Origin of the sequence: Streptomyces fructofermentans, from assembly GCF_014651055.1 — a bacterium.
Classification (GTDB): domain Bacteria; phylum Actinomycetota; class Actinomycetes; order Streptomycetales; family Streptomycetaceae; genus Streptomyces; species Streptomyces fructofermentans.
The window spans coordinates 314,172-330,732 of sequence record NZ_BMWD01000005.1; the positions used below are offsets into that span (position 1 = coordinate 314,172).

Consider the following 16,561-nt stretch of genomic DNA (forward strand, 5'->3'; position numbering starts at 1 on the left):
GCCACCACCACAGGGCGCCCCGGCCGGACACTCCGGCCGGGGCGCCCTGGTGCTGTGCCCGCGCCCAGCCCGCCCGCCGCGGGCCCCGCGTCCGTGTACGCCCGCCCCCCCGGGGTCCGTACGCCCGCGACCGGACCCGCCCGCCCTCGGCCCCGCGTCCGCCCGCCCGCCATCCGGCCCCGCGCGCCCGCCACCCGGACCGCCCGCCCGCCGGCGTGGTTGTCCGCCCCCGACCGGACGACCACCGGCCACCTTCCACAGCGCCGGCCCCCTCCGCGATCACCCGGCCACGGGCCACGGGCCACGGGCCACGGGCCACGGGCCACGGGCCACGGGCCACGGGCCACCGGCCACCGGCCACGGGTCACGGGTCACGGGTCACGGGTCACCGGCCACGGGTCACCGGCCACCGCGCTCACGGCCTCGGCCGGCCGCCGCGGACCCCGCTCACAGGCCCGGCGCCCCGCCCCGGACCCCGCACAGGGGGCCCGTCGCGGAGTCCGGGGCCCCGCCGTGGACGCCCGGACCCCCGTGGCGGCCCTGTGGGGCCCCTGTGGGCGCCCTGTGGCCGTCCGGCACCCGCTTTTCCCCGTTCGTCCGCCCGGCTGGACGTCCGTGGCGCGAACACGCCCTTCCGCGGTCCTCCGCCGCTCCCCGGGGGACGGCGGTCCTCCGCCGCTCCCCGGGGGACGCGGCCCCGGGGAGCGGCGCGCCCGAGCCGAACCCGTCAGCGGTCCCACCGCGTGGCGTCCCCGGAAACGGGAAGGGCCCCGAACCGGCTGGTTCGGGGCCCTTCACAGGTCGTACGGCGGACGCTACGGAAGCTGCGCCGCCCGCGCCTCACGGCGGTTGTCGCGGAAGTTGTTCACCCGGCGGGCCGTGGCGAACAACGGGATCACCGCGCCCATCACGAGCTGCAGCGCGCAGCCGGTCTGGAGCAGCAGCTGACCGCCGGGGGCGTCGAACGCCCAGGCCGCCAGCAGGGCCATGCTGAGCACGATCCAGGAGAGCATCGCGACCGCGAGGCGGCCCCGGGGCTTCGGGTACTCGACCCGGCTCACCATCAGCCAGGCGGTGCCGAGGATCGCCATGAGCGTGGCGACGAACGGCAGCTCCAGCAGGACGATCGAGACCACGGTCAGCGCCCCGAACGGCGACGGCATGCCCTGGAACGTGCCGTCCTTCACCGTCACGCACGAGAATCTGGCGAGCCGGAGGACCACGGCGAGCAGGACCACGATCGCCCCGACCGCGGCGACCCGCTGGTGCGCGTCGTCCGCGACCATGCCGTAGACCAGCACGAAGTAGGCGGGTGCCAGACCGAAGCTGATCAGGTCGGACAGGTTGTCCAGCTCCGCGCCCATCGGGGAGGAGCGCAGCTTGCGGGCCACCAGTCCGTCGAACAGGTCGAAGACCGCGGCGCACAGCATCAGGATCACGGCGGTGGCGGCGCTGTGGCGCGCCATGCCCGTCTCCTGGCTGCCCGTGAGGTGCGGGATCAGAATGCCCGTGGTGGTGAAGTACACCGCCATGAAGCCGCACGTCGCGTTGCCGAGGGTGAGGGTGTCCGCTATCGAGAGGCGGAGCGAGAGGGGCATCTCCTCCTCTTCGTCCGCCTCGTCGGCCTCCGGCACCCAGCCGGCCTGGGTCTCGGGATCAATCACGGTCAATTCGAGTCACCCCAGCCACGGTCTTCTGACCCACCTCCACGTCGACCTCGACACCCTCGGGGAGGTAGATGTCGACGCGCGACCCGAAGCGGATCAGTCCGATCCGGTCACCCTGCTCGACCTTCGTGCCCTGAGGGATGTAGGGGACGATGCGCCGCGCCACGGCTCCGGCGATCTGGATCATCTCGATGTCGCCGAGTTCTGTGTCGAAGTGCCAGACAACGCGCTCGTTGTTCTCGCTCTCCTTGTTGAACGCCGGTACGAACCCGCCGGGGATGTGCTCGACCGACGTCACCGTGCCGGAAAGGGGCGCGCGGTTGACGTGGACGTTCAGCGGGCTCATGAAGATCGCGACGCGGGTGCGCCCGTCCTTCCACGGCATGATGCTCTGCACCACGCCGTCGGCCGGGGAGATGACCCGGCCCTGGGCGATCTCGCGCTCGGGGTCGCGGAAGAACCACAGCATGCCCGCCGCCAGAGCGGTGGCAGGCACGGCCACGGCCTTGGCCGCGCCGGAGTGGCGCGCGCGTACCAGGCTGAGGGCTGCGGTGGCGACGGTCGGGAGGAGCCACGGCGATGCTCCGCGCGCAATACGTACGCCGACCAGGCTGTCGCGTGGTGCAGAGGTTTGGCTGTGGGGCATGGATGACCTTCGTAGCGGATGATGCCGCGCTGTAACGGGGGACGGCGGCTTTCCCGGGATGGTACCGGTCGCGGGCCACAACTGGGCAAGCCAGGAAGCCGAGTCGACTGCCGAAGAGTGTTGACGGGGTGTGATCTTCTTCTCGATGAAAACACCCCGAATCAGAACATCTAGCCCTGGAACCGATACTCTTCGAGCAACCTGCGTCCGATGATCATTTTCTGGATCTCGGCGGTACCCTCGCCGATCAGCAGCATCGGAGCCTCGCGGTAGAGGCGCTCGATCTCGTACTCCTTGGAGAAGCCGTAGCCGCCGTGGATCCGGAAGGCGTCCTCGACGACCTCCTTGCAGTACTCGGAGGCGAGGTACTTCGCCATCCCTGCTTCGAGGTCGTTTCGCTCCCCGGAGTCCTTTTTGCGTGCTGCGTTCACCATCATCGCATGAGCGGCCTCGACCTTGGTAGCCATCTCGGCCAGCTTGAACTGAATCGCCTGGTGCTGAGCGATGGCCTTGCCGAAAGTGTGACGCTGCTGGGCATACGAGACACCCAGTTCGAACGCACGCTGAGCGACGCCGCAACCACGCGCCGCCACATTCACGCGCCCGACCTCGACGCCGTCCATCATTTGGTAAAACCCTCGGCCGGTGACCCCGCCGAGGACACGATTGGCCGGAATGCGCAGTCCGTCCATGATGAGCTCGGTCGTGTCGACGCCCTTGTAGCCCATCTTGTCGATCTTCCCGGGGATCGTCAGGCCCGGGCGGACCTCGCCGAAGCCGGGCTCCTTCTCGACCAGGAAGGTCGTCATCGACTTGTGGGGGGCCGTGCCCTCGGGGTGTCCTTCGTCACTTCGGACGAGAACGGCCACCAGGGTCGACGTGCCGCCGTTCGTCAGCCACATCTTCTGGCCGTTGAGGACGTACTCGTCGCCGTCCTTCACCGCCTTCGACGTGATGGCCGACACGTCCGAGCCGAGTCCGGGCTCGGACATCGAGAACGCGCCGCGGACCTCGCCGGCCGCCATGCGCGGCAGGAAGTGGTCCTTCTGCTCCTGCGTGCCGTGCTGCTTGAGCATGTACGCCACGATGAAGTGGGTGTTGATGATGCCCGAGACGGACATCCAGCCGCGGGCGATCTCCTCCACGCACAGCGCGTAGGTGAGGAGGGACTCGCCCAGACCCCCGTACTCCTCGGGGATCATCAGGCCGAAGAGGCCCAACTCCTTGAGACCGTCGACGATCGCCTGCGGGTACTCGTCGCGGTGCTCCAGCTCGGTGGCGACCGGAATGATCTCCTTGTCCACGAAGTCCCGCACGGTGGACAGGATCTCCCGCTGGATGTCGGTGAGACCGGCGGTCTGGGCGAGTCGCGCCATGGCTACTTCTCCTGCTCCTTGAGCCGGGGGCGGCCGGGCTGCTCGCCGCCGCGCTCCTTGATGTACGTCTCGGTGGGGACCATCACCTTGCGGCGGAACACGCAGACCAGCGTGCCGTCCTGCTTGTACCCCTTGGTCTCGACGTACACGATGCCGCGGTCGTTCTTCGACCGGGAGGGCGTCTTGTCGAGGACCGTGGTCTCGCCGTAGATCGTGTCGCCGTGGAAGGTCGGCGCCACGTGCCGCAGCGACTCGATCTCCAGGTTGGCGATGGCCTTGCCGGAGACGTCCGGCACCGACATGCCGAGGAGCAGCGAGTAGATGTAGTTGCCCACGACGACGTTCTTGCCGAAGTCCGTCGTGTTCTCCGCATAGTTGGTGTCCATGTGGAGGGGGTGGTGGTTCATCGTCAGGAGACAGAACAGGTGGTCGTCGTACTCCGTGACGGTCTTGCCGGGCCAGTGCTTGTAGACAGCGCCGACCTCGAACTCCTCGTAGGTGCGTCCGAACTGCATGGTGCTCAGGCCTCCGGGGCTTCGAACGAGCTGGTGCGCTGCATGCCGGCGGCCCGGCCCTTGCCCGAGATGACGAGCGCCATCTTGCGGCTGGCCTCGTCGATCATCTCGTCGCCGAGCATCGCCGAGCCCTTCTTGCCGCCCGCCTCGGACGTGTAGTAGTCGTACGCGTCCAGGATCAGCTCGGCGTGGTCGTAGTCCTCCTGGGAGGGCGAGAAGATCTCGTTGGACGCCTCGACCTGGCCCGGGTGGAGCACCCACTTGCCGTCGAAGCCGAGGGCCGCGGCGCGCTGCGCGACCGCGCGGTAGCCGTCGATGTTGCGGATCTGGAGGTACGGGCCGTCGATCGCCTGGAGGTTGTTGGCGCGGGCGGCCATCAGGATCTTCATCAGGATGTAGTGGTAGGCGTCCGCCGGGTAGCCGGGCGGCTGCTCGCCCACGACCAGCGACTTCATGTTGATCGACGCCATGAAGTCGGCCGGGCCGAAGATGATCGTCTCGACGCGCTGGGACGCCGTGGCGATCTCGTTGACGTTGTTCAGGCCCTGGGCGTTCTCGATCTGCGCCTCGATGCCGATCTTGCCGACCTCGAAGCCCATCGTCTTCTCGATCTGCGTCAGCAGCAGGTCGAGCGCCACCACCTGCTGGGCGTCCTGGACCTTCGGCAGCATGATGCAGTCGAGGTTCTGCCCCGCGCCCTCGACGACGGTGACGACGTCGCGGTACGTCCACTCGGTCGTCCAGTCGTTGACGCGCACGACCCGCGTCTTGCCGGTCCAGTCGCCCTCGTTGAGGAACTTGACGATGGTGTGCCGTGCGTCCGGCTTGGCCAGCGGGGCGCAGGCGTCCTCCAGGTCCAGGAAGACCTGGTCCGCGGGGAGGCCCTGGGCCTTCTCCAGGAACCGGGGGTTGCTTCCCGGGACGGCCAGGCAGGAGCGCCGCGGACGAAGGCGGTTGACCTGGGGAACAGGGCTGGTCATGCGGGGACCTCCAGGGGGTCGAGCTTGTTCGCTTTCCGGATCTCGTCGACGATACGGCCGATGATTCCGGTGATGTCGAAGTCCTTCGGGGTGAAGACCGCGGCCACTCCCGCGGCCCGCAGCTGTTCGGCGTCGGCGTTCGGGATGATCCCGCCGGCGATCACCGGGATGTCGGGCGCACCGGCCTCGCGCAGCCGCACCAGCACGTCCGGCACCAGTTGCGCGTGCGAGCCGGACAGGATGGACAGGCCGACGGCGTGCACGTCCTCGGCCACGGCCGCGTCCACGATCTGCTCGGGCGTGAGCCGGATGCCCTGGTAGACCACCTCGAAGCCGGCGTCGCGGGCCCGCACGGCGATCTGCTCGGCCCCGTTGGAGTGTCCGTCGAGACCGGGCTTGCCCACCAGGAAGCGGATCTTGCCCACCCCGAGGTCCTTGGCCGTCAGCTCCACCTTGCGGCGGACCAGCGCCATGGCCGTGCCCTCCTCGGCGCTCACCGCGACGGGCGCGGACGAGACGCCGGTGGGGGCGCGGAACTCGCCGAACACCTCGCGCAGGGCCCCGGACCACTCGCCGGTGGTGACGCCGGCGCGGGCGCACTCCAGGGTGGCCTCCATGAGGTTGCCGGTGCCCTTCGCCGCCTCCTTCAGACGCTCCAGCGCCTTGCAGGGGCGCGGGTGGTTGAAGGGCGGCTGGTAGCGGGTGTCGCGCCAGTCCTTGAGCGCCGCGACCACGCGGGCCTCGACCGCCGGGTCGACGGTCTGGATGGCCGCGTCCAGGTCGGCGGTGAGCGGGTTCGGCTCCGTCGACTCGAAGATGTTGACGCCGACGATCTTCTCCTGCCCGGACTCGATCCGGGCGCGGCGCTCGGCGTGCGACGAGACGAGCTGCGACTTCAGGTAGCCCGACTCGACGGCGGCCATCGCGCCGCCCATCTCCTGGATGCGGTCGATCTCGGCGAGGGACTCCTCGACGAGGGCCGCCGTCTTGGCCTCGACGACGTGGGAGCCCTCGAAGATGTCCGCGTACTCCAGCAGGTCGCTCTCGTAGGCGAGCACCTGCTGCAGCCGCAGCGACCACTGCTGGTCCCAGGGCCGGGGCAGCCCGAGGGCCTCGTTCCACGCGGGGAGCTGCACGGCACGCGCGCGTGCGTCCTTCGAGAGCGTGACGGCCAGCATCTCCAGCACGATGCGCTGGACGTTGTTCTCCGGCTGAGCCTCGGTCAGCCCCAGGGAGTTGACCTGGACGCCGTACCGGAAGCGCCGGTGCTTCGGGTTCTCGATCCCGTACCGCTCACGCGTGATCCGGTCCCAGATGCGGCCGAACGCCCGCATCTTGCACATCTCCTCGACGAAGCGGACGCCCGCGTTCACGAAGAAGGAGATGCGCGCGACGACGTCGCCCTTCTGGTCCTCGGCGATCTGGCCGGACGCGAACACCGCGTCCAGGACGGCGATCGCGGTGGACATCGCGTACGCGATCTCCTGGACCGGGGTGGCCCCAGCCTCCTGCAGGTGGTAGCTGCAGATGTTGATCGGGTTCCACTTCGGGATGTTGTTGACCGTGTAGCAGATCATGTCCGTCGTCAGACGGAGCGAGGGCACCGGCGGGAAGACGTGCGTCCCCCGTGACAGGTACTCCTTCACGATGTCGTTCTGCGTGGTCCCCTGGAGCTTGGTGATGTCGGCGCCCTGCTCCTCGGCGACGACCTGGTAGAGCGCCAGCAGCCACATGGCGGTGGCGTTGATGGTCATCGAGGTGTTCATCTGCTCCAGGGGGATGTCCTGGAACAGCCGGCGCATGTCACCGACGTGCGAGACCGGCACCCCGACCCGGCCGACCTCGCCGCGGGCGAGGACGTGGTCGGGGTCGTACCCGGTCTGGGTCGGCAGGTCGAAGGCGACCGACAGGCCGGTCTGACCCTTCGCGAGGTTGCGCCGGTACAGCTCGTTGGACGCCTCTGCCGTGGAGTGGCCGGCGTACGTGCGCATCAGCCACGGCCGGTCCTTCTGGCGCTCAGTCATGGGGGCCTCAGACGTTCCGGAAGCGGTTGATGGCGTCGATGTGCTGCGCGCGCTTCTCCTCGTCGCGCACGCCCAGGCCCTCCCGGGGCGCCAGCGCGAGGACGCCGACCTTGCCCTGGTGGAGGTTGCGGTGCACGTCGTGGGCGGCCTGCCCGGTCTCCTCCAGGGAGTAGACCTTGGAGAGCGTGGGGTGGATCTTTCCCTTGGCGACGAGGCGGTTGGCCTCCCACGCCTCGCGGTAGTTCGCGAAGTGCGAGCCGATGATCCGCTTCAGGGACATCCACAGGTAGCGGTTGTCGTACTCGTGCATGTAGCCCGAGGTCGAGGCGCAGGTGGTGATGGTGCCGCCCTTGCGGGTGACGTAGACACTGGCGCCGAAGGTCTCGCGGCCCGGGTGCTCGAAGACGATGTCGATGTCCTCGCCGCCGGTGAACTCGCGGATGCGCTTGCCGAAGCGCTTCCACTCCCTCGGGTCCTGGGTGTTCTCGTCCTTCCAGAACTTGTAGCCCTCGGCGTTGCGGTCGATGATCGCCTCGGCGCCCATCGAGCGGCAGATGTCCGCCTTCTGCTCGCTGGAGACGACGCAGATCGGGTTGGCCCCGCCGGCGAGCGCGAACTGCGTGGCGTACGAGCCGAGTCCGCCGCTCGCGCCCCAGATCAGGACGTTGTCGCCCTGCTTCATGCCGGCGCCGTTGCGGGAGACGAGCTGCCGGTAGGCGGTGGAGTTCACCAGTCCGGGGGCGGCGGCCTCCTCCCAGCTCAGGTGGTCCGGCTTGGGCATGAGCTGGTTGGACTTGACGAGCGCGATCTCGGCGAGCCCGCCGAAGTTGGTCTCGAAGCCCCAGATGCGCTGCTCGGGGTCGAGCATCGTGTCGTTGTGCCCGTCGGAGGACTCCAGCTCGACGGAGAGGCAGTGGGCGACGACCTCGTCACCGGGCTTCCAGGAGTTGACACCCGGGCCGGTGCGCAGGACGACGCCCGCGAGGTCCGAACCGATGATGTGGTACGGCAGGTCGTGGCGCTTGCTCAGGTCGCTGAGCCGCCCGTAGCGCTCCAGGAAGTTGAACGTCGACACCGGCTCGAAGATCGACGTCCAGACCGAGTTGTAGTTCACGGAGGACGCCATGACGGCCACCAGGGCCTCGCCGGGGCCGAGCTCCGGCACCGGGACGTCGTCCAGGTGGATCGACTTGCGGGGGTCCTTGTCGCGGCTGCTGAGCCCGGCGAACATCTCCGCCTCGTCCTTGTGCACGGTGATCGCGCGGTAGGACTCGGGGAGGGGGAGTGCGGCGTAGTCGGCGGACGTGGCGGTCCGCGACTGAATCGCGTCCAGGATTTCCTTCACGGTGATGCCTCCGGCGATGCGCGTCCGAGGAACGCTGAGGGTTACGTCGGGGTGGATGCTGCGGGTGGTGGGGTGTGCCGTCGGTTCGGCGGAGGGTGGAGCTCGGCAGCGCTTTGTGGCGCGGAAGGTTGCCTGTGACGCAGGCGTCCGGGCGCGCAGACCGAAGGTTTGCGGGGACAGCCGGCGTACGAAGGGTCTCTGCACGCCGGCCGCCCGGACTCCTTCAACGTATGGCACGCCGTGTCACGTGGCAAGGCACGCAGTGCCAGAAGTTGCGCTCAGGTGAAATCTTTACGTAACACGTGAGCGATGATCGATCAGGTGAAGGACGATAATGCCCTGATTCGGGCATAAGTAAGCCGGACGCGCTCGCGATGAGCCCGTCCGGCGGTGGGAGGGGAGGGAACGGCCCGGGGTGAGGAGTCAGGGGTGAGCGGTCACGAGTGAGCGGTCAGGGTCCGCGGCCTCGGGACCGGAGGCCTGGAGCCCGGGACCGGAGGCCTGGAGCCCGGGGCGGAGAGGGAAGGGGCTACGACCGTTCCTTGAGCGCCTGCTCGATCGTGCGCATCACCTGGTCCAGCGGAGCGTCCACGCGCGCCACGGTGACCAGCACCTCGCCCTCCACCGAGGCGGTGGACGCGGGCGCCGGCCGGGGCGCCGTGTCCCGCCCGGCCCCGATGCCCGTGCCGAAGGTCTTCCGCACGATCGAGAACGCGTGGTCCAGCTGCGCCTCGACGTCCCCCTGGGCCCCGGCCCGCAGCCACCGCCGCAGGACGTGGTTGTGGGCCGTGACCACGGCCGACGCGGCGACCTCGGCGAGCAGCGGGTCGTCGTTGGAGTCGTCGTCGTGGGCGTGCTCGTCGAAGTGGCCCAGCAGATAGCGGGTGAACAGCCGCTCGTAGCGGGCCACGGACGCGATCTCCGCCTCCCGCAGCGTCGGCACCTCGCGCGTGAGCTTGTAGCGCGACACCGAGATCTCCGGGCGGGCCGCGTACATCTTCATGACTTCCTTGATGCCGCGGCACACCGTGTCCAGCGGGTGCTCGTGCGCGGGAGCCGCCTTCAGTACCGCCTCGGCCCGGATCAGGGTGTCGTCGTGGTCCGGGAAGATCGCCTCCTCCTTGGAGCGGAAGTGGCGGAAGAAGGTGCGCCGGGCGACCCCGGCCGCCGCCGCGATCTCGTCGACGGTCGTGGCCTCGTACCCCTTCGTCGCGAAGAGCTCCATCGCGGCGGCCGCCAGCTCTCGGCGCATCTTGAGCCGTTGCGCGGCCGCGCGGCTGCCCGCCGCGCTCTCCGGCGCGTCTGACGTGGCTGGTGTACGGGAGGACTTGGCGGGCTGGGACATGCCCCGAACGTACTGCATCTGTGCAGCGGAGCGCTCATGAGCGGGGATCCCCGCGGGCGCCGGGGCGAGGGCGGGCACTGGTCCCGTGGCCGGGTCCAGCAGACCGCCCCAGTCCGCCCGGTCCGCCTCCCGGCCGCCGGGGCGGCCCGGGGGCGGGGCCCCGGACCCACCGAGGGGCCCGGGGCCGGATCTGCCGTCGGGCCCGCCGCCGGGCCGGCCGTCCGAGCCGTCCTCGCGTCGCTCAGCGCCGCGCATATTCGCGGAAGCCGCGGCCCGTCTTGCGGCCGAGGCAGCCCGCGGCCACCAGGTGCTCCAGCAGCGGAGCCGGGGCGAGGCCCGGGTCGCGGAACTCGCGGTGCAGGACCTTCTCGATGGCGAGCGAGACGTCCAGGCCGACCACGTCGAGCAGCTCGAACGGGCCCATCGGGTAGCCGCCGCCGAGCTTCATCGCCGCGTCGATGTCGTCGAGCGAGGCGTAGTGCTCCTCGACCATCTTGATCGCGTTGTTGAGGTAGGGGAACAGCAGCGCGTTCACGATGAAGCCCGCGCGGTCGCCGCAGTCCACCGGGTGCTTGCGGACCTTCGCGCACACCTCGCGGACCGTGGCGTGCACGTCGTCGGCCGTCAGCACGGTCCGCACGACCTCGACGAGCTTCATCGCGGGGGCCGGGTTGAAGAAGTGCATGCCGATCACGTCCTCGGGACGCGAGGTGGCGCGGGCGCAGGCGACGACGGGCAGCGACGAGGTGGTGGTCGCCAGGATCGCGCCCGGCTTGCAGACCTTGTCGAACACGGCGAAGAGCTGCTGCTTGACGTCCAGGTCCTCGGCGACGGCCTCCAGCGCCAGATCGACGTCGGAGAAGGCGTCGTACGAACCCGCCGGGGTGATCCGGCCCAGCGTCTCGGCCGCCGCCTCGGCCGTCATCCGCCCCTTGTCCACGGAACGCGAGAGGGACTTGCCGATGCGCGCCTTGGCGGCCTGCGCCTTCTCGTCGGAGCGGGCCGCGAGCACGACGTCGTACCCGGACTTGGCGAAGACCTCGGCGATGCCGGAGGCCATCGTGCCGGAGCCCGCGACACCGACGGACCGGACGGTCCGGCCCTCCGCACCGGCGCTCCGGGCGGACGGGGTGAGGGCGTCCGGCACGACGGTCGGGCTGCCGGCGGCCTCGTAGGTGTAGAAGCCGCGCCCCGACTTCCGGCCGGTCAGCCCCGCCTCGCTGAGCTGCTTGAGCACGGGGGAGGGGGCGTGCAGCCGGTCCTGGGACTCGGAGTACATGGCCTCCAGGACCGTGCGCGCGGTGTCGATGCCGATCAGGTCGAGGAGCGCGAGCGGCCCCATCGGCAGCCCGCAGCCCAGCCGCATCGCCGCGTCGATGTCCTCGCGGCTCGCGTACTTCGCCTCGTACATCGCGGCTGCCTGGTTGAGGTAGCCGAAGAGGAGGCCGTCGGCGACGAATCCGGGGCGGTCGCCCACCGCGACCGGCTCCTTGCCGAGTTCGAGGGCGAGGTCGGTCACGGCGGCGACGGCCGCGGGGGCGGTGAGCACCGAGGAGACCACCTCGACGAGCTTCATCGCGGGGGCCGGGTTGAAGAAGTGCAGGCCGAGGACCCGCTCGGGGCGCGCCGAGTCGGCGGCCAGCCGGGTCACGGACAGGGCGTTCGTGCCGGTCGCCAGGATGGTCCCCGGCCGCACGATCCCGTCCAGCTCGCGGAAGATCTGGTGCTTGATGTCGTACGACTCCGGGGCGACCTCGATCACCAGGTCCACGTCCGCCGCGGCCTGCAGGTCGGTGAAGGTGCGGAAGCGGGTGAGGGTCTCGCCCCGCTCCTGCTCGGTGAGCCGGCCGCGCTGCACGGCGCGGGCGGTGGAGGCCTCCAGGGAGGCGGTCGCCCGGGCACCGGCGAGTTCGCTGACGTCGATGCCGACGACCTCGCGGCCGGCGCGGGCGAGGACCTCGGCGATGCCGGTCCCCATCGTGCCGAGGCCGACGACGGCGACGGTCCTGAGCGGGGAGGCTGACGAAGGAGAGGGGTCTGACAGGGGAGCGGCCATCGCGGGACTCCAGGAATGAGTGACGACTGAGGGACGCACCCGGATACGCCGACAGGCGTACGCGGTGCGGAGGTTGCGGGTGTATCCGGGCTACGGAGCGCACACGCCCGGGCCGTTCGCGGGGGCGGTGCACTGGCCTGCGAAGCGGTGAGGAGAACCCGACCGGCCCTGTCCCGGGGCCGTGCCGTACTGAGAGGTACACGAGGTACCGAACCGACAAGCACTCGCGGCGGCTGCGTCACCAGGCCGCCACGAGATGAGTCCACGAGTGGGTGACTCGCTCGATTGAGCTTAACCCGCGAGTAACGAGCGCGCCAGCCCTCGGCCGAAGTGATGTACGTCGCCGCCGGACGCAGCCCCTAGGCTTCGACGTCATGGACGAAGAGTTGCGATCGCTCACTCGGCGCTTACGGCAGGAGGCGGGCCCGGAGGCGTCCGCCCCGTACGAGAGGCTCAGCTCCACCGAGGATCCCGACGAGCTCGCCGCCGTACTGACCGCCCCCGAACAGCCCCTGTGGGCACGTGAGGTGGCCGCCTTCCGGCTCGGACTCGCCGGGGACCGCAGGGCCTTCGAGGCGCTCGTCCTGCTCCTCAACCACCGTGACCCGCAGCGCTGCGCGTCCGCCGCGTACGCCCTCGGCCGGCTCGGGGACCCGCGCACCGCCCGCGCGGCGGCAGCCCTGGCCACCAACGAGCTGAGGGTCGCCTACGCCCTCCATCCGGTACGTCTGCTGACCGACCTGCGCGCGCCCGAGTCCGTCCCCGCGCTCATCACCACGCTGGCCCGCAGATTCCGCCCGCACGACCCGTACCGCCGGGTCGCCCTCGCCTGCGTGGAGGGACTCGGCGCGCTGGGCGACGAACGCGCCCGCCCCGTGCTGAACGAGGCGCTGGCCCGCCCGGAACTGGCCAGGGCGGCGGCCGGCGCGCTCAGGCGGCTGCCCGCGCCCCGCACGCCCGGGGGCTGAGTGCTCCGCCGCCGCTGCACCCGATTCGCCCCCCGGCCGTCGATCCCCGGGACGGGTGGGAGAGGGGCCGCCGGGGGTTCGTCCGGCGGGAGACGGACGACCGGCAGGGGGACGACCGGCGCGGACCGGCGCTGCCGTAGTCCGCGCGGGTGTGCCCGGGCCCTGCTCCCCGGCGGCCCCGGTCCGCGCGACCCCCGGCCGGTCGCGACAGCCTCGGGTCGTCGTCGCGCGGCGGTCCGTGCCGCCGCCGGGACGGTCGCACGATCCGCACGATAGGCACCGGAGGACTGCCCGGGCATCCCCCAGGCGGGGCGGACGCCCCCCTCAGATGGGCCGATTCGCGGGACCGCGGGAACCGGCGGACACGACATGGGCGGGGCCCGGCCGACCGGCGGGCGACCCGGCGCCGGGTCGCCCCGGGTCACCCGCCGGTCGGCCCCGGCAGGATTCCCAGGCGGATCGCCGTCACCACGGCCTCCAACTGGCTGTGCGCGCCCAGCTTCAGCAGGACGCTCTTCACGTGTCCGCGGACCGTGTGCCGGCTGAGCACCAGCCGCTCGGCGATCGTCTTGAGACCGTGCCCCTGCGCGAGCAGGGCGAGCACCTCCCGCTCGCGGCGGGTCAGCCCGCACCTGTCCCCGGTCCCCCGCGCGGGCCCGGCCGCCAGCGCCGAACCCTCCACCAGGAGCTTGCCGTGGGCCGTCGTGCGGATCGCCGTGAGGATGTCCCCGAACGCGCTGTGCTTGGCGAGGAACGCCGAGGCCCCCGCCGCCACCGCGCGCCGCAACTGGTCGGGCGTCGCGTCCGCCGTGAGGACCACCACCCGGGCCGCCGGAAGCGCGGCCTTCAGCAGCCGCGTGCCCTCGATGCCGTCCCGGCCCGGCAGATGGATGTCCATCAGCACGACGGCGGGCGGCCGACGGGCCGCCTCCCGCAACGCCTCGTCGACCGTGCCCACCGCGTCGCCGCACTCCAGGTCGGGCTGTGCCGCGATGGCGATGGCCAGGGCGTCGGCCAGCGCGCGCTGGTCCTCGACCACGAGCACGCGGATCATCCCGGATCCTCCCCCTCCGGACGCCGGCTCCCCGGGCCGGTCGTGGCGGTGCCCGTCGAGCGTAGTGCCGTACGGGCCCGCGGGATTGGGCCGGTACCGAAATATGTTCCGCGTCTATGGCCCAACACCCTTACCAAGGTCCACAGTTGAGATCGGAACGCCGGGTACGGCCGGTACGCGGCGAGCCACCTGGGGCCCTGGACGGACGGGCTCCGCCGCCGGGCCGCGCGACCCGGGAGCCCGGCGGCCGACCACCGCACGGGGCTCCGGGCGTCCCCGGCCCGCCCGACCGCCCCGGGACCCGGGCCGCCGGTCGCGCGACCCCGGGCGGGCGGACACGCACCGGGCCCCCGACGGGATCCGCCGTGGCGCGCGCCGCGCTCCCGCCCGTACGCCGCCCGGGCGGTGGCGCGTTCGGCCCCACCGGCGGGGGACAAGGACGAGGGGAGCGCGGGCACATGGGCGGGACCGGTTCGACGGGCCGGCTGATCGGCCGCCCGGACGGCCGTGATGACTGACGACGGCCCCCGCGAGCTGTCCGAGGCCGTGCTCGGCGCCGCGCCCGACGGCGTCGTCGCACTCGACCCGGACGGCCTGGTGCGCGCCTGCAACCCGGCGGCCGCCGCGCTGCTGGAGCGGCCCACGGACGAACTGGTCGGCTCCGTACTGGCGTTGCCCCTGGTCGACGGCGCGGACACCGAGATCGCTCTCGCCCTGCCGGACGGGCGCAGCACACGGGTCGCCGTACGGGTGGCCCGAACCCGTCTCGCCGGACGCCCCCTCTACGTGGCCGTGTTGCGCGACGCGGACCCCGCGGGCCCGGTACCGCGGGAGGAACAAGCACTGCGGGCCGCGTTGGTGCAGCAGAGCGTGGTGGCCGCGGTCGCGGCGCACCAACTGCACAACCCCCTAGCCGCGCTGAGCGCCCTGGTGCACGTCCTCGGGCAGCCGCCGCCCGGTATGACCGACGAACGGCGTGCCGACCTGGTCGCCCGGATCGCCGAGCGCACGGCCCGGCTCCAGGCCCTGGTCCGCAAACTCCTCACCGCCGCGCGGATCGACGGCGCCTGGCAGCAGGGGGTGCCCGAGACGCTGCGGGTGCGGGACTTCCTCCTGGAACGGCTCGCCGAGTCGGACACCCGCGCACGGGACCTCACGCTCGACGTGCCGGGACACCTGGTGGCGCGGGCCGACCCCGTGGGCTTCGCCGAGATCTTCACCAACTACCTGGAGAACGCGCTCGTCCACGGCCGGGAGCCCGTCGTGGTCACGGCGCGCGGCACCGGCGGGCGCGTCGAAGTGAGGGTCGCGGACCACGGCCCCGGAGTGCCCGTCTCCTTCGTCCCGCACCTGTTCGAGCGCTACCGCCGCGAGCCCGCCGCCGCGGCGGCGACCGAGGGCACCGGGCTCGGCCTGTGGATCGCGGGCAGTCTCGCCCGCGCCAACGGCGGTGACGCCTGGTACGAACCGGGCCGGGCGGGCGGCGCCGTGTTCTGCGTGAGCCTTCCCGGGGCCGGCGCGGAACACGCCGACGTCCCTCAGGAGCCGCCCAGCACCCGCGCGTAACGCACCTCGGGCACCTCGACGCCGCCCACCTCGAAGGGCTCCGACGCGCCGTCCGCGGCGAATCCGGCGCGCTCGTAGAAGCGGCGCGCGCCGCTGTTCCGCTCCAGCACCCACAGCAGCATCCGGGGATGCCGTGCGGCGGCGCAGCGCGCGGTGGACTCCCTGAGCAGCGCGCTTCCGGCACCGTGGCCGAACCGGTCCGGGGCCACGTAGATCGCGTACAGCTCGGCGTCCCGCGTGCGGAGTCCGCCGTCCCGGTACGGACCGTGGCACGCCCAGCCGACGACCTCGCCGTCCCACTCGGCGACCAGGTTCACCACGCCGTCGCCGGCCCGCTCGAAGTGGGCCCGCCGGCGTGGGACCTCCTCGGCCACGTCGAGGCCGTCGAGATGAGCCTGCGGCATCATGCCCCGGTACGCCGCCTGCCAGCCCCGTACCCGGATCTCGGCCACACGGCCGCAGTCGGCCAGGGTCATCCCGCGGATGTGCAGACGCTCGTCCATGCCGGAACCCTAAGGGCAGGTTCCGGGCGGCTCCCCGACGAGGTGGCTCGCCGGACTCCGGGGCCGGCCGCGGTGGCTCGCGGACGCCCGGGGGCCCGGCCGGCCGCTCAGTCCGGCAGCAGCGCGTACGCCTCGATCTCCATCAGGAACTCCGGCCGGACCAGCGCGGCGACCTGCACGGCCGAGGCGGCGGGCAGCCGGTCAGGTGCGATGTGCTCGTCCCGGGCCGCTCGGACGGCGGGCATGAACGCCATGTCCGTGACGAAGAAGGTCAGTTTGACCACGTCGTCGAACGAGGCGCCGGCCGCGGCCAGGCAGCGCCGCAGGTTCTCGAAGACCTGCCGGGCCTGCGCGGCCGGGTCGCCCGCCCCGACGAGCGTGCCGTCCTCGTCGAGCGGGAGCTGGCCCGAGACGGCGACGAAGCGGCCGGTGCCGAGGACGACATGCGTGTACGCGGTGGCTGGGGCGACCCCGTCGGGAGCGGGGATGCGGGTCAGTGCGGTCATGGGCCCATGG

14 protein-coding genes are annotated in these 16,561 nt (G+C 71.7%); 2 read left to right on the forward strand and 12 right to left on the reverse strand.

Annotated features, from left to right (window positions below; translation table 11 throughout):
• Nucleotides 1-815 precede the first annotated feature (815 nt).
• The 9 genes from pssA to IE265_RS10045 all read right to left on the reverse strand — a co-directional run bounded on the left by pssA (nt 816) and on the right by IE265_RS10045 (nt 11,954).
• A complete protein-coding gene (gene pssA / locus IE265_RS10005) occupies nt 816-1,634 on the reverse strand; it encodes a CDP-diacylglycerol--serine O-phosphatidyltransferase (protein WP_190035141.1) in 819 nt (272 codons plus the stop codon).
• Nucleotides 1,635-1,656: 22 nt separating this feature from the next.
• The gene (locus IE265_RS10010; protein WP_190035065.1) at nt 1,657-2,313 is read right to left on the reverse strand and encodes a phosphatidylserine decarboxylase; all 657 of its coding nucleotides are present in this window, start codon (nt 2,311-2,313) and stop codon (nt 1,657-1,659) included.
• A 170-nt stretch (nt 2,314-2,483) separates the two neighbouring features.
• On the reverse strand, nt 2,484-3,689 hold the full coding sequence (locus IE265_RS10015; RefSeq protein WP_190035066.1) for an acyl-CoA dehydrogenase family protein: 1,206 nt from the start codon (nt 3,687-3,689) through the stop codon (nt 2,484-2,486).
• A gap of 2 nt (nt 3,690-3,691) precedes the next feature.
• Nucleotides 3,692-4,204 carry a MaoC family dehydratase gene (locus IE265_RS10020; protein ID WP_190035067.1) on the reverse strand — a complete coding sequence of 171 codons (513 nt, stop codon included), beginning with the start codon at nt 4,202-4,204 and terminating at the stop codon, nt 3,692-3,694.
• Nucleotides 4,205-4,209: 5 nt separating this feature from the next.
• On the reverse strand, nt 4,210-5,184 hold the full coding sequence (locus tag IE265_RS10025; protein ID WP_190035068.1) for an HpcH/HpaI aldolase/citrate lyase family protein: 975 nt from the start codon (nt 5,182-5,184) through the stop codon (nt 4,210-4,212).
• A complete protein-coding gene (locus IE265_RS10030) occupies nt 5,181-7,208 on the reverse strand; it encodes an ethylmalonyl-CoA mutase (RefSeq protein WP_190035069.1) in 2,028 nt (675 codons plus the stop codon). The genes IE265_RS10025 and IE265_RS10030 overlap by 4 nt, the downstream gene beginning before the upstream one ends.
• 7 nt (nt 7,209-7,215) lie before the next feature.
• Nucleotides 7,216-8,559 (reverse strand): crotonyl-CoA carboxylase/reductase, encoded by a 1,344-nt coding sequence (gene ccrA, locus IE265_RS10035; protein WP_190035142.1) that lies wholly within the window; start codon nt 8,557-8,559, stop codon nt 7,216-7,218.
• A 523-nt stretch (nt 8,560-9,082) separates the two neighbouring features.
• Complete coding sequence (locus tag IE265_RS10040; protein ID WP_190035070.1) at nt 9,083-9,898, reverse strand: TetR family transcriptional regulator; 816 nt, start codon at nt 9,896-9,898, stop codon at nt 9,083-9,085.
• 241 nt (nt 9,899-10,139) lie between these two features.
• Nucleotides 10,140-11,954 carry a 3-hydroxyacyl-CoA dehydrogenase family protein gene (locus IE265_RS10045; RefSeq protein ID WP_190035071.1) on the reverse strand — a complete coding sequence of 605 codons (1,815 nt, stop codon included), beginning with the start codon at nt 11,952-11,954 and terminating at the stop codon, nt 10,140-10,142.
• Nucleotides 11,955-12,328: 374 nt separating this feature from the next.
• Between IE265_RS10045 and IE265_RS10050 the strand changes: the two genes are divergently transcribed.
• Nucleotides 12,329-12,922 (forward strand): adenylosuccinate lyase, encoded by a 594-nt coding sequence (locus IE265_RS10050; protein WP_190035072.1) that lies wholly within the window; start codon nt 12,329-12,331, stop codon nt 12,920-12,922.
• 421 nt (nt 12,923-13,343) lie between these two features.
• On the opposite strand, the gene IE265_RS10055 is transcribed toward IE265_RS10050, so the two are convergent.
• Nucleotides 13,344-13,976, reverse strand: a complete 633-nt coding sequence (locus IE265_RS10055; protein WP_190035073.1) for a response regulator transcription factor — start codon at nt 13,974-13,976, stop codon at nt 13,344-13,346.
• Between the two features lie 510 nt (nt 13,977-14,486).
• On the opposite strand from IE265_RS10055, the gene IE265_RS10060 reads away from it, so the two are divergent.
• A complete protein-coding gene (locus IE265_RS10060) occupies nt 14,487-15,542 on the forward strand; it encodes a sensor histidine kinase (RefSeq protein WP_190035074.1) in 1,056 nt (351 codons plus the stop codon).
• On the opposite strand, the gene IE265_RS10065 is transcribed toward IE265_RS10060, so the two are convergent.
• Together IE265_RS10065 and IE265_RS10070 are read right to left on the reverse strand one after the other, a co-directional pair.
• Nucleotides 15,515-16,045, reverse strand: a complete 531-nt coding sequence (locus tag IE265_RS10065) for a GNAT family N-acetyltransferase (protein ID WP_190035075.1) — start codon at nt 16,043-16,045, stop codon at nt 15,515-15,517. The genes IE265_RS10060 and IE265_RS10065 overlap by 28 nt on opposite strands.
• Nucleotides 16,046-16,152: 107 nt before the next feature.
• Entirely contained in the window at nt 16,153-16,551 is a 399-nt protein-coding gene (locus tag IE265_RS10070) for a RidA family protein (RefSeq protein WP_190035076.1), read from the reverse strand.
• Nucleotides 16,552-16,561: the final 10 nt, after the last annotated feature.

What these genes read in the sequence shown, in the direction of transcription:
- IE265_RS10040 (WP_190035070.1), bottom strand. Translation starts at nt 9,898, where the DNA reads ATGTCCCAGCCCGCCAAGTCCTCCCGTACACCAGCCACGTCAGACGCG.
- IE265_RS10015 (WP_190035066.1), bottom strand. Translation starts at nt 3,689, where the DNA reads ATGGCGCGACTCGCCCAGACCGCCGGTCTCACCGACATCCAGCGGGAG.
- IE265_RS10010 (WP_190035065.1), bottom strand. Translation starts at nt 2,313, where the DNA reads ATGCCCCACAGCCAAACCTCTGCACCACGCGACAGCCTGGTCGGCGTA.
- IE265_RS10060 (WP_190035074.1), top strand. Translation starts at nt 14,487, where the DNA reads ATGACTGACGACGGCCCCCGCGAGCTGTCCGAGGCCGTGCTCGGCGCC.
- IE265_RS10065 (WP_190035075.1), bottom strand. Translation starts at nt 16,045, where the DNA reads ATGGACGAGCGTCTGCACATCCGCGGGATGACCCTGGCCGACTGCGGC.
- IE265_RS10070 (WP_190035076.1), bottom strand. Translation starts at nt 16,551, where the DNA reads ATGACCGCACTGACCCGCATCCCCGCTCCCGACGGGGTCGCCCCAGCC.
- IE265_RS10050 (WP_190035072.1), top strand. Translation starts at nt 12,329, where the DNA reads ATGGACGAAGAGTTGCGATCGCTCACTCGGCGCTTACGGCAGGAGGCG.
- IE265_RS10045 (WP_190035071.1), bottom strand. Translation starts at nt 11,954, where the DNA reads ATGGCCGCTCCCCTGTCAGACCCCTCTCCTTCGTCAGCCTCCCCGCTC.
- IE265_RS10030 (WP_190035069.1), bottom strand. Translation starts at nt 7,208, where the DNA reads ATGACTGAGCGCCAGAAGGACCGGCCGTGGCTGATGCGCACGTACGCC.
- IE265_RS10020 (WP_190035067.1), bottom strand. Translation starts at nt 4,204, where the DNA reads ATGCAGTTCGGACGCACCTACGAGGAGTTCGAGGTCGGCGCTGTCTAC.
- IE265_RS10055 (WP_190035073.1), bottom strand. Translation starts at nt 13,976, where the DNA reads ATGATCCGCGTGCTCGTGGTCGAGGACCAGCGCGCGCTGGCCGACGCC.
- IE265_RS10025 (WP_190035068.1), bottom strand. Translation starts at nt 5,184, where the DNA reads ATGACCAGCCCTGTTCCCCAGGTCAACCGCCTTCGTCCGCGGCGCTCC.